Source organism: Brevibacillus brevis NBRC 100599, assembly GCF_000010165.1.
In the GTDB taxonomy this organism is placed as follows: domain Bacteria; phylum Bacillota; class Bacilli; order Brevibacillales; family Brevibacillaceae; genus Brevibacillus; species Brevibacillus brevis_D.
In genome coordinates this window covers 2335559-2348301 of record NC_012491.1, presented here as the reverse complement: position 1 = coordinate 2348301, position 12743 = coordinate 2335559, and the positions used below count along the sequence as shown (strand labels likewise).

Below are 12743 nucleotides of genomic sequence, written 5' to 3'. Positions count from 1 at the left end.
AAGTTGGAGAACCTAACAATAATCAACTGATATTCAAATCCATACCCGAAGGAGGGTAAGAAATGAAACAGCCTGTCAAATGGCTGCTAGCTGTAGTAGTATTCGCACTTCTGGTTACAACGGCGGTTATGGTATCTCCCTTACGATCAGATGCATTCAGTGAACAGATCGTTAAAGTAGGAGAAGAAGGCTCAGACGTGCGTGAGATGCAGTATCGCTTGAAGCATCTTGGATTTTATACGGGAAAAGTAGACGGCGTATTCGGGTGGCGTTCTTATTGGGCGCTGCGTAACTTTCAGTATGAGTTTGGCTTACCCATAGACGGTGTCCTTGGCGCGCAGACGAAAGTAAAGCTGTACAACGCAACGAAAAATTATAAGCCCACTGCTTCTGATCTCGGGGTGCCACAAACCGCAACCCCTGCACCATCGACGCCTTCTACACCTTCAACGCCTTCTGCGCCTTCTAAACCTACGTATCACGTAGCCGGAATATCGGAGAACGACCTGCGTCTGATGGCGAATGCCGTGTACGGAGAATCGCGTGGAGAGCCATACATTGGCCAAGTCGCAGTGGCGGCTGTTATTCTAAACCGGACGAAAAACGCGTCCTTCCCCAATACACCAGCGGGCGTTATCTTCGAACCTCGGGCCTTTACAGCTGTGGCGGATGGTCAGATTTGGCTAACACCGAACGAGCAGGCAAAAAAAGCAGTGAATGACGCGCTCAAAGGTTGGGACCCAACAGACGGAGCTATTTATTATTTCAACCCGGATACAGCTACATCCGGTTGGATTTGGAGCCGCCCTCAAATCAAAAAGATCGGCAGACACATTTTTTGCCGCTAGCATTCCATAAAAAACAGGCACGACAGTCGTAAACTGCGTGCCTGTTTTCCTTTTCGAGTTTTCATTTCGAACGTTGTGTTTGCATATGCTGGGCCATTTTGACGAATCGCTCTTCCGGTTCTGTGGTCCCGCAAACTCCACATTGTATCATGTAGTGCTCACCTTTGTACGGCTGGTGAAACATATCAAGCTCTTCTTGATGGAGTTCTGCTACGACTTCGCCTGACTGTGGGTCCAGTCTTATATAGCGAGGGGTCTGCTCAATGACAGTGAACCTCATCCGATTCGATTTACATGTCGGGCACAACAAAGGCTGGGTCATAAAAAAACACCTCACTTTTCTAGTTCATGGTTAGTTTTGTCCAGAACAGGAACTCTATACCTATGAGGTTCTAGGGATGAGTAAAAATCGTAGAGGTGATGAAATGAACTTGAAACTCTTTTTCTCATTAGTAGGCGGGAGCATGGCATTAGCTGTCTACGCCCACTATTTTTCTGGAAATGAAATGCTCCAATTCGTCACAGCTTCACTGGCCATCATTTTTTTGGCGGCTTGGCTTGGAAAATCGACTGAGAGCGTCGCCCATTATGCTGGAGACCGAATCGGGGGCTTTCTTAACGCTACCTTCGGAAATGCAGCAGAACTTATTATTGCTTTTTTTCTGGTGAAAGAAGGCTTGTTCGATATGGTCAAAGCCTCTATTACAGGTGCGATCATCGGAAATATGCTGTTGGTTCTTGGCTTGAGCACGTTATTGGGTGGTCTTAAGTATAAGGAACAAACCTTCAATAGTAGGCTCGCCAGTCACAATGCTTCGTTGATGACTCTCGCAATCGTCGCCTTGTTCATTCCGGCTGTCTTCATGTTCGATCTGCCAGTGATCAAGGTGGAGATCATCAGCATCGTCATCGCCAGCCTGCTCATCATTGCCTACATTTTGTGGCTCATCTTTTCCATGATTACACACAGTGATTTTTTATCGGATATCGAGCCGCAAGAAAGTGATGCGGTATGGCCAAAGGGTGTCTCTCTCTTGATGCTTGCTGTCTCTACCTTTTTCGTTGCAGTTGTGTCGGAATGGCTGGTAGAGGGCGTACAGCATGTCTCCGAATCGTTAGGGTGGTCGGAGTTATTCGTCGGGGCTTTTGTCATTGCGATCATCGGGAATGCCGCAGAGCACAGTGCTGCCATGCTGTTGGCATTAAAAGGACGCATCGGCGCAGCAGTCGAAATCGCGATCGGCTCCAGCTTGCAGATCGCCTTGTTTGTAGCCCCGACTCTGGTCATCATGAGTCTCTTGCTAGGCAATCCGATGGACATCGTGTTCTCTACCTTTGAATTGGCTGCGATCGGAGTTGCTACCTTTATTACGATTTCCATCACACGGGATGGCGCCACGAACTGGTTTGAAGGCGTCCTTCTTTTGACCGTGTATATTATTTTGGGTACGGTCTTTTTTTTCGCGTAGGGCACTGAAACAAAACAAAGGCTCCGCCATCTTAAAGTGGCGAAGCCTTTCGTTGTTTTACCAGAAACCCAGCATTTGCAGGAAAACGGCAAGAATCGCGATAGGTGCTACATATTTAATCAGGAGAAGCCAAATGATAAACATGCGTTTGCCCAGAGAAGTATGCGCCCCCAGCTCGTGTATCAAAGTCTCACGCTTCATTTTCAGCGGGACGAAGATCGCAATGAGCAACGCTCCCAACGGCATCAAGATATTACTGACCAAAAAGTCCATCGCATCAAAGATAGATTTGCCGAACAGCGTAACCTCGCTCCATACACCGAATGACAAAGCCGACGGAACACCAACGATAAAAATCAGCAGACCAATCACCCAGGCAAGACGCTTGCGCTTTGCTTCGTCCCCTTTTGCAAGAGATGCAACGATAATTTCCAGCATCGAAAAAGCCGAAGTCAATGTAGCAAAAAGGAAAAGAGCCAAAAAGATTAACAGAAAAATGTTACCGAAGGCAATTTTTTCAAACACAGAAGGCAGTACGATAAACAGTAATCCCGGCCCTGCTTCTGGCTTTACTCCAAGAGAGAAGACGGCAGGAAAAATCGCCAAACCGGCAAATAGCGATACGAGCAGATTCAAACTGACAATCGATCCAGCAGAACGAACCAGACTTTCGTTTTTGGCAAGGTACGAGCTGTACGTGACCATGACGGACACCCCGACGCTCAGCGCGAAAAAGGATTGACCCAATGCGTAAAGGATCGATTGCGCACTCAGCTTGGTAAAATCAGGACGCAGAAAGAAGGAAACGCCCTCCATCGCTCCATCCAATGTCAAGGAACGAACCATCAATACCATGAATAAAAGGAACAAACCAGGCATCATGTATTTGTTGGCGGACTCAATTCCACTCGATACGCCTCTCGCGACTACCCATGCGGTAATGAGCATGAAAACCAACTGCGCAACTACTGCACCAACAGGATCACCGATAACGTCACCAAACACTTTGTCATACGCTGGCCCTTGCAATTGACCAGTAAACCCGCGAAGAAGATAAGTAAGAATCCATCCTCCCACTACACTGTAAAAGGACAAGAGCAAGAAGCAAGTGGTCACCCCAAGGCGACCGATCCAATGCCAGAGTGAGCCGGGCGCAATTGTTTTATACGCACTGATCGCCTCTTTTTGTGTACTACGTCCGACTGTGAATTCCCCTAACAACAGTGGAAGACCAATTGCTAGCGTAAAGATAATGAATAGCAGAAAGAACGCTCCTCCACCGCTCGTTCCGACCATGTATGGAAATTTCCAAATGGCCCCTAGTCCAATCGCCGAGCCTGCTGCTGCCAAGATGAAGCCGAGCCTGCTCGTCCATTGTTCGGCTTGTTTCATAATTTTCACCCTCCAAAGATTTTCTTTTCATTCGTAAAAATGGATACAAAAAAACCCGCCCCAAAAAGGGACGAGTTATTTATTTCTCGCGGTACCACCCTACTTAGACATCCCTGATAGGCGATGCCTCGCTTCGTCATTGATAACGGGTATGACCCGGACTCTCCTACTGGCGGCGCCTGCGTTCAGAGGTCAGCTCAAGAGGGAATTCAACGGGGCTTACATCAGGCTGCTCTCAGTCTATGGCAGCCTTCCCTGTCATGCAGCAGGTCCGTTTACTAGTCTCTTTCCTTGCTTATTTCTATGATTCAGTTGTTGGGCTTTTCCGAAATAAAAAAAACCCGTCCAAAAAAGGGACGAGTTATTCGCGGTACCACCCTGATTAAGTGCACAGGATACAGATTCCCTACGCACTTCTCTCCATCATTGATAACGGGAATGACCCGATTCCTCCTACTAGGCAAACTGCCATTAAGAGGGCTGCTCAGGAGGGAATTCTACGGGGCGCGCTTCAAAGCTGCTTTCAGTCTAAGGCAGCTTCTCCCTGACAAGCGGTGATTCCGCATACTAGTCTCCGTCATCGCATTTCAAAATCAATAAAAAATTATAGACTTTAATTTAATATAAATACACGAAATAGGCAAGTGTTTTTTCTCTCAATAAAATGAAAAGCGAGGATAATCGCCGCTCTCCTCGCCTTACCTTTGATTAAACAGTTCATGAAGATGGGCCAATTTACGCTCCAATGAACCCATAATTTCTCGACCAATGTCGTCGCTAATCAGTCCTAAGCGGACCGCATACTCTACTTCACGAGAAAGCCCGAACATTTGGGTATCCAGCACTTCTTCATACAGTGGGCACTGCGGCATGGTCAGGTTTTCCATCTGTACGTCGATCAGCTTGTAAATTTTGTCGGCGTCTGCTTGAAGCAACGCTAGCGCTTTTTGTTCCAGATCGGGAACCTTAATTTCTGTCAAAACCTATCCCTCCGTTTGCCTCCATCCTTATCATACATAGTACGCGATTCTGGGCCATTTGAAAAGGGGAGAAGACAGATCAACTGCAAGAAGCTAAAAGATACCAAGCTTCCACTCTTTTGAGAGCAGCTCCAACAGCTTGACACCGGCTACTGAATTTCCTTTTTCATCCAGGGACGGACCGAACACACCAATCCCCATACGCTGTGGTACGGTTGCCATAATACCGCCAGCAACGCCACTTTTCGCGGGAATTCCTACATCAATCGCAAACTCACCAGAGGCATTGTACATCCCACAAGTCACCATGAAAGTCTTGCAGATTCGCGCTACCTCTTCTGGGATCACTCGCTCACCCGTATTCACGAGAATTCCGTCTGCTGCAAGCACCATCCCTAGTGTAGCTACATCCTTCGCTGTCACCTCTATCGAGCAATGGCGAAAATACAGATCAAGCGTCTCTTCTACATCCGTTTCCAGTATGCCACTGTCCTTTAGAAACCAAGCGAGGGCACGATTTCGATCAGCCGTTTTCTTTTCAGAACAATAAACAGCTTGATTGATAGAAAGATGAGGATTCCCCGTCATTTTCCGCATTAAAGCCAGCACAGCATCTAGCCGCTCGTCCACGTTGGCACCACGAATCATGCCCGCAACGGCAATGGCCCCTGCATTGATCATCGGGTTCAGTGGTTTATGAGATTCGGTCGTCTCCAGTTTTATAATCGAATTAAACGGGTCTCCCGTTGGTTCTTTCCCCACATGCCGAAACACGTAGTCCTTCCCGTTTTGGCATAAGGCGACGATCAGAGAGAAAATCTTGGAGATGCTTTGCATCGAGAATGGCACTTCTGCATCTCCAGCAGAAAGGATCGTCCCATCGGGCAAGCATACAGCTACTCCTAATTGGTGTCGTTCGACTTTTGCCAATTCAGGGATATAGGACGCTACACTCCCCATGTATGTAAACTCAAGTGATTGGTTGCGTATTTGCTCCAATTGATCGGACGCTTGTTTCAAATCCATTGAAAATCCCCTCAGTCTATTACGTCGATGTATACAGATTCGATTGTAGATTTCTACATGGGACATGTCAAATGATCCCTACTTATGAACAGCGTGCTCCAATCGTTCCATCGCTTCGACTAGAATCGATCTCGGGCAAGCAAAATTAATTCGCATGAAGCCTGCACCATCTGGCCCAAACGTCGTGCCATCGTGCAAACCGAGCTTTGCATCTTCGCGAATCAGTTTGTTCAACTCCGCCTGATTACATCCTAACTGTCTAAAATCCATCCATCCCAAGTATGTCGCTTCTGGAATTGCCATGGATACCCCCGGAATACGAGTCGATAAAAACTCATGTACAAAGGCTGCATTCTTCCGTAAGTAGATCAACAGTTCTTCCAGCCATGCTTCTCCATGTTGGTAGGCTGCAATCGTTGCTTCCATCCCAAACAAATTTAGGTTCTCATAGCCCATTTTGGATGCTGTGACCTGAAAGTTCCGCAATAACTGCTGATTTTCTGTCATCAAATAAGAAGTGTAAAGACCAGCCAAATTAAATGTCTTGGCAGCTGATAGAAAGGTAACGCTCTGGTTGGCTAATTCCGGTGTTAGCGAATAGTAAGGCGTATGAACATTTGACTCATAGACCAAATCTGAATGAATCTCGTCGGCAACCACGAGGACGCCATTTTCTACACACAATCTTCCCAAGCGCTCCAGCTCTTCTCTGGTCCACACTCGCCCGATCGGATTATGCGGTGTACAAAGCAGCATGAGCTTCACCCGCGGGTCGCTCAGCTTTTGTGCGAGATCATCCCAATTCATTTCATAACGGCCGTCACGTTCCAAGAGTGGGCTGGTAACGACATGACGTCCGCGGTTTTCGACTGCATGATAAAAAGGATGATACACAGGTGTCTGGATCAAGACACGATCTCCGGGGGCTGTGTAAGCCTCTACCGCTACATGTATGCCGGGAACGACTCCAGGTATCCCTGTCATCCAGCTCACTTCTACCTCTACACCAAATCGCTTGTGTATCCACTTTTTCAAGCTCTGATAAAAGGCATTGGACTTCAACGTGTATCCGTATATCGGATGATTCGCTCGTTTGATCAATGCCTTCGTGATTTCAGGAGCGCAAGCAAAATCCATATCCGCCACCCACAGCGGAAGCATCCCTTCTCCGTTCACTTTTGGATTTTGAATCTCCCATTTGACACTATCTGTCCCTCTGCGTTCGATGCGCTGATCAAAATCGTACACGTTCGTTCCCTCCCCGTAGTCCCTTCCCTTACATACACAGCATAAACCGTTTTTTCCAATTGTCCAAGCTCTCTTGCCAATGAAAAAGAGCCACTTCGATAAGTGGCTCTCGGCTCTTCATTCATGCATCTATTAGCGAGCGTATACACCGGGACCGAACGGGAGATCCAGGAAGTACCATGCTGTCAATTGCAAGATCCATACAACCAAGAAAACGATCGCAAATGGCGTCATGGTAGAGAAAATCGTTCCCATCCCTGCATTCTTATTGTACTTCTGATAGAAAGCCAGGAAGAGCGGGATGTACGGATTCACAGGTGAGATCGTATTGGTTGCAGAGTCTGCAATCCGATAAGCGACTTGGATAAATGCCGGATTGTAATCCAACAGCATCAGCATTGGCATGAATACAGGTGCCAGGATCGCCCACAGCGCTGAACCACTCGTGATAAACAAGCTACAGATACCTGTGAAAAGTGTGAAGGCAATAATGATTGGCAAGCCTGTCAGTCCCATGCTTGTCATGTATTCTGCACCATTGACAGCCATCAAAATCCCTATATTGCTCCAGTTAAAGAACGCGATGAACTGTGCTGCTGTAAACGCTAACACAATAAAGCCGGACATATCCTTGATGGCTTCGGACATGTAATGCGGAATGTCCTTCGATGTTTTAATTAGTCCCATTGCTCTACCGTACACGAACGATACAGTCACGAAGAACAGCAGGATGATGGGAATGATCCCTTTCAAAAATGGTGAGGTCAAGAAGTCTCCTGTCTTTGGATCGCGCAGCAATGAACCTTCTGGAATGACCAGCAATCCTACCATGAGTACGAAAATCAACGCTGCGATGCCAGCTTTACGAAGTGCTTTGTTTTCTTGCGGAGTTACTTTTTCGAATTGTACGTTTCGATCTCCGTGATACGTACCAAGACGTGGTTCGATTATTTTATCGGTAATCCATCCTCCAAAGAAAGCAAGGATCACAACGGAAGCTGACATGAAGAACCAGTTATCTACCGGTGTAACCATTGCATTTGGATCAATCGTTTTCGCTACTTCTGTACTGATCCCTGCCAAGAGAGCATCTGTACCGGCTATGAAAAAGTTCGCTGTAAAACCGGAGGATACACCCGCCATACCAGCTGCAAAGCCAGCAATCGGGTGACGCCCCATTGCCAAGAACACGAGACCGCCAAGCGGAGGAATAATAACCATGGCTGCATCAGAAGCAAGATTTCCTAAAATACCGACAAAGACAATGGCATAACTGACAACCGCTGCCGGAATGCCTGCCATCATTTTGCGTAGAACTGTCGTCAAAAGGCCGATTTTTTCTGCCAATCCAATTCCAAGCGTCATCGCCAGAACGAGACCAAGTGCTGGAAATTCAATAAAGTTTTTCAGCATACTCGTTAAAATCCAGTGAATACCTTCGACGCTAAGCAAGCTCTTAACGGCAACCTCTTCGCCTTTTGCAGGATGTGTGACCGAAAAATCCATCGCTGCGAGGATTGCTGAGACTACCATCAATACGCCACACAAAATAATGAACAATACAAATGGGTGCGGGAGCTTATTCCCTACCGTTTCAATCCACTTTAGGATACCTTTTTGCTTCATCAGATCCGCTTGCACATTCGTGCCTTTCGCCATCGTTTTGCCCCCTAAATCGTTTGAATTCCCTGAATGTTTTTGCGACCTTGCAACCATCCTCGGGATGAATGATGTGGCCGTTAACGCTTTCATGAAAGCCCTTTCAAAAATGGAAAGGCTTGTACACAATCTGCCCCCAGCTTTTATGATTATATAATCTATAAAAAGCATGTCAATAATTTTTAGACTATTTTAAGAATTTTTCGCTTTTTAGATAATTGCTGTCATTTACGAGTCTATAGTAATATAGAGATTGATTATGAATGACCACGGAGGAATGACGTATGTCTGATGTTATCGTGTTCAAAGGGGCGATTTCTTTCCCTATTACATTGGATCCAACCGTTTGGGTTTTTGATGAACGTAAATTCGATCTGAAAACATACGCTGGCGAAGATGATAGCTCACTGGCTACGCAAGCAAAGTATTTGGCTGGCACGGGAACGCAGTGGGATAAGGAGTTGCGCGAAGGGGCTACGCTTCCTTCTGAGAGAAAAAGCTTAGCCGAAGAGCGTAAAGTGCTCGAAGGCGAGTACGGAATCCGTCTTGATCCCTTCATTACAAATGCTGAGCCCCTGCCAGAGGTGACTCATGTCCGCCTTCACCGCGAGGATCAGGAAGCAGTCGTTCTTCCACTTGCCGAGGCAAGAAGAGCCATCCTCCAATTCTCCAAAGACGGCAGGCCTATTAAAGAGGACGGTCCTGTGTATTTTTATTTGCCGGAAGTGTTGCTTGCCAAAGAAGAACCGATTAAAGGAATTACTGCTTTTGAGTTTATCACGGAGCAAGCGTAAGATAACAAAAGCCATCCTCCTTCGAAAAAAGAGGATGGCTTTTGCCATATGTTACGTATGTGTGATGATTTTGCTCTTAGGCGCTGAACTGCGTGATACGGATATTCCGATGCTGTAGTTCTTCGCGAAGCAATTCGATAAAAGCTGCATCTAGTTGAAGGTCGACAGCTCGATGATATACTTCTATCAACATTTGGTCGCTTAAGTATTTCACCTTCGCTCACCTCCATTTCTAATATGAGCCCATTGTACCAGATAGGTTTGTATCGAACAACCGTTCGGATATCCACAAGCAATGTGGACATCCTGTTAGTAACATGTGGGCAAATTGTGCGTAACTCATAAGCATCCAAGCATTTCCTTTGTGGATTGTTTTGTTCCTTTTATCCACAGTCAGTCGAAATTTGTCGAACGAATGATGCGACTATTCTGTCATAATGACCCCACATAAAAAAGCCACCCTACACAGGATGGCTTATCTTGTTGCTTTTATTCTGTCACGTGCAGAACTTGCTTGATGCGATCAATTGCCCAATCCAAGTCTTCTTTGCTGATAACGAGTGGTGGTGCAAAGCGAATGGTTGTCTCATGTGTTTCTTTGCACAGGAGTCCCAGTTCTTTTAGTTTTTCGCAATATGGACGAGCTGCTGTAGTCAGCTCCAAGCCGATGAACAGACCGCGACCGCGAATTTCCTTGATGATCGGGTTATTGATTTCTTTCAATTTCTCCATGAAGTATGCGCCCATTTCCAGGGAGCGCTGTACAAGACCTTCGTCAGCCAATACATCCATAGCTGCAACCGCAACTGCACATCCGAGTGGATTTCCGCCAAAGGTAGAACCGTGGGAGCCTGGCTCAAATACGCTCAAGATTTCTTTATCTGCGGCTACTGCGGAGATCGGGAACACGCCACCACCAAGAGCTTTCCCCATGATGTACATGTCTGGTACTACATTTTCCCAATCGCTGGCAAACATTTTACCTGTACGACCAAAGCCTGTTTGGATCTCATCGCTGACCAAGAGTACATTGTTTGCTTTACATACCTCTTGTGCCTGCTTCAAGAAGCCCTCTTGTGGAATGATGATCCCTGCTTCACCTTGGATTGGCTCTAGCATGAATGCTGCTGTATTCGGTGTAATCGCTTGCTTAAGCGCTTCGATATCGCCATAAGGAATGATTTTGAAACCAGGTGTGAATGGTCCAAAGCCGCGTCTGTACTCTTCTGCAGAGGAGAAGGAAGTCACTGTGACAGTACGACCATGGAAGTTGCCTTCACAAACGATGATTTCTGCTTGGTTTTCTGGTACTTTTTTCACATCATAAGCCCAGCGACGAACTGCTTTGAGAGCCGTCTCTACTGCTTCAGCACCCGTGTTCATTGGCAGGATCATTTCTTTTCCTGTCACGGCAGAGAGTTTTTCGTAGAATTCACCCAGTTGGTCATTGTAAAAAGCACGGGAAGTGAGCGTTACTTTATCTGCTTGATCTTTCAGAGCTTGGATGATACGTGGATGACGATGTCCTTGGTTCAGCGCAGAATATGCACTCAGCATATCCAGATATTTATTGCCCTCCGGATCGTGTACCCATACGCCTTCTGCTTTGGAAATAACGATCGGTAGCGGATGATAGTTGTGCGCACCGAATTTTTCTGTTTGTTCAATAACCACGTTTGTTTTACTCATGTCGTTAGCCTCCTTCAAGATCACTTGCTAAAATTATCTAGCAAGAACGATGCCAAACAAAAAACCCCACAAAGTCGGTCCAATCCGATCTAATGAGCAAAATAATTTTGCATCTCGCATTCATAATCTTTTGCAGTGCATAATGTTTTTGCACTCATTCCCTTTATGCTATGATACCCTCATAAGGAAAGGCTGGTGACCACAGTGTCGTCTTCTACGCATAATTCTTCTGCTGACACTCTCTTGCGCATTTATGAACATATTTTGGACAGAATGAATGAAGGTGTACATGTCATCGATTCGGACGGGACAACGATTGTCTACAATTCCAAAATGACAGAGCTGGAATTGATGACCAGACAAGACGTTTTGCACAAACCTTTGGCAGAGGTTTTTCAGTTCCCTTCTGGACAGGAAAGTACCTTGCTCACTTGCTTGCGTACCGGAAATAGCATTCGCAATACACGCCAAACGTATTTCAATGACAAGCAAAAAGAAATTTCAACCATCAACAATACGTACCCCATCATTGAAAATGGCAAGGTCATCGGCGCGATGGAAATCGCAAATGATGTTACCAAAATGGAACGATTGATCAGAGAAAACCTGCTGCAAAAAAACGGGTCACGCTACACATTCGAGCACATTATCGGGAGAAGCGGTCCTATTCTCGATGTCATAGAGAATGCCAAACGCGCAGCACGCACCTCCTCATCCGTATTGGTAGTCGGTGAAACTGGTGCCGGGAAAGAATTGTTCGTGCAAAGCATTCATAATGCCAGTCTGCGTGCATCTGGTCCCCTTATTTCACAAAACTGCGCTGCGCTTCCAGATAGCCTGATTGAAGGGCTTTTGTTTGGAACGGCTCGTGGAGCATTTACCGGAGCAGTAGAGCGACCTGGATTGTTTGAGCAAGCGGAAGGCGGAACACTCTTTCTCGACGAAATCAACTCGCTTAGTATGCCTCTACAGGCAAAATTGTTGCGTGCTCTGCAAGAGAAGTCGATTAGACGTATTGGTGACACAAAGGATCGAACGATCGATGTACGGATCATTGCGGCTATCAATGAAGATCCTGTTGAAGCCATCGCCAATTCGCATTTGCGAAAAGATCTGTACTATCGTCTCGGAGTGGTCACGTTATTTCTTCCCCCGCTTCGGGATCGCAAAGAAGATATTCCGATGCTGGTCAGCCATTTTATCGAAAAATACAATGAGCTGTTCCAAATGGAGGTACGAAGCATCAGTGACGAGGTTCTGCAATTTTTTATCCAGCATGACTGGCCTGGCAATGTGCGTGAACTTCAGCACTTGATCGAGGGGGCCATGAATCTGATGATTGACGACGAATCAACCATACGTTATGAGCACTTGCCCTTACACTTTCTGCGTCGGACGCCAGCCGTTCCCGTAACAATCGAACAACCCTCCCCTCACACGTTGCCATTTTTGGATGAAGGAAAGCCGTTGAAGGAAACGATGCAAGAATTTGAAACAGCATATATTCACCATGTTGTGGAACGCTATAACGGAAATATTTCACGAGCAGCCAAGGAATTGCAAATCAGTCGTCAAAGCTTGCAATATCGTTTACGTAAGCTGGGAATTAAGGGATAAAGCATATTAATAAAAACGTTC

At 46.4% G+C, this 12743-nt stretch carries 12 protein-coding genes and 2 other annotated features; of the genes, 4 read left to right on the top strand and 8 right to left on the bottom strand.

The genetic code is table 11. From position 1 onward, the window contains the following. Positions 1-62 precede the first annotated feature (62 nt). Positions 63-848: a spore cortex-lytic enzyme gene (sleB, locus tag BBR47_RS11570; protein ID WP_012685959.1), complete on the top strand. Its 786-nt coding sequence runs from the start codon at positions 63-65 to the stop codon at positions 846-848. A 61-nt stretch (positions 849-909) separates the two neighbouring features. Here sleB and BBR47_RS11565 read toward each other — a convergent pair whose 3' ends face one another. Continuing rightward, the gene (locus tag BBR47_RS11565; protein ID WP_012685958.1) at positions 910-1170 is read right to left on the bottom strand and encodes a hypothetical protein; all 261 of its coding nucleotides are present in this window, start codon (positions 1168-1170) and stop codon (positions 910-912) included. Positions 1171-1273: 103 nt separating this feature from the next. Between BBR47_RS11565 and cax the strand changes: the two genes are divergently transcribed. Next, positions 1274-2317 carry a calcium/proton exchanger gene (cax, locus tag BBR47_RS11560; protein ID WP_041749828.1) on the top strand — a complete coding sequence of 348 codons (1044 nt, stop codon included), beginning with the start codon at positions 1274-1276 and terminating at the stop codon, positions 2315-2317. 57 nt (positions 2318-2374) lie between these two features. Here cax and BBR47_RS11555 read toward each other — a convergent pair whose 3' ends face one another. From BBR47_RS11555 to BBR47_RS11535, 5 genes are all read right to left on the bottom strand, one after another. Then, positions 2375-3709: a sodium-dependent transporter gene (locus BBR47_RS11555; RefSeq protein WP_012685956.1), complete on the bottom strand. Its 1335-nt coding sequence runs from the start codon at positions 3707-3709 to the stop codon at positions 2375-2377. 63 nt (positions 3710-3772) lie between these two features. Continuing rightward, positions 3773-4010 (bottom strand) — a binding site (T-box leader). 48 nt (positions 4011-4058) lie between these two features. Continuing rightward, positions 4059-4299 (bottom strand) — a binding site (T-box leader). A 108-nt stretch (positions 4300-4407) separates the two neighbouring features. After that, the gene (locus BBR47_RS11550) at positions 4408-4689 is read right to left on the bottom strand and encodes a YlaN family protein (protein ID WP_012685955.1); all 282 of its coding nucleotides are present in this window, start codon (positions 4687-4689) and stop codon (positions 4408-4410) included. Between the two features lie 93 nt (positions 4690-4782). Continuing rightward, on the bottom strand, positions 4783-5715 hold the full coding sequence (gene glsA, locus BBR47_RS11545) for a glutaminase A (RefSeq protein WP_012685954.1): 933 nt from the start codon (positions 5713-5715) through the stop codon (positions 4783-4785). A 78-nt stretch (positions 5716-5793) separates the two neighbouring features. Then, positions 5794-6963, bottom strand: a complete 1170-nt coding sequence (locus tag BBR47_RS11540) for a MalY/PatB family protein (protein ID WP_012685953.1) — start codon at positions 6961-6963, stop codon at positions 5794-5796. Positions 6964-7095: 132 nt separating this feature from the next. Continuing rightward, on the bottom strand, positions 7096-8622 hold the full coding sequence (locus BBR47_RS11535; RefSeq protein ID WP_041749377.1) for an AbgT family transporter: 1527 nt from the start codon (positions 8620-8622) through the stop codon (positions 7096-7098). Positions 8623-8906: 284 nt separating this feature from the next. Here BBR47_RS11535 and BBR47_RS11530 point away from each other — a divergent pair, with 284 nt between their 5' ends. Then, positions 8907-9416 (top strand): hypothetical protein, encoded by a 510-nt coding sequence (locus BBR47_RS11530; protein WP_012685951.1) that lies wholly within the window; start codon positions 8907-8909, stop codon positions 9414-9416. A gap of 76 nt (positions 9417-9492) precedes the next feature. Here the strand turns inward: BBR47_RS11530 and BBR47_RS11525 are convergent, their stop codons facing one another. Then, complete coding sequence (locus BBR47_RS11525) at positions 9493-9630, bottom strand: sporulation histidine kinase inhibitor Sda (RefSeq protein ID WP_007725857.1); 138 nt, start codon at positions 9628-9630, stop codon at positions 9493-9495. A 275-nt stretch (positions 9631-9905) separates the two neighbouring features. Beyond that, entirely contained in the window at positions 9906-11105 is a 1200-nt protein-coding gene (locus BBR47_RS11520; RefSeq protein WP_012685950.1) for an ornithine--oxo-acid transaminase, read from the bottom strand. Between the two features lie 195 nt (positions 11106-11300). Between BBR47_RS11520 and BBR47_RS11515 the strand changes: the two genes are divergently transcribed. Then, on the top strand, positions 11301-12722 hold the full coding sequence (locus BBR47_RS11515; protein ID WP_041749376.1) for a sigma-54 interaction domain-containing protein: 1422 nt from the start codon (positions 11301-11303) through the stop codon (positions 12720-12722). The last annotated feature ends 21 nt before the right edge of the window (positions 12723-12743 follow it).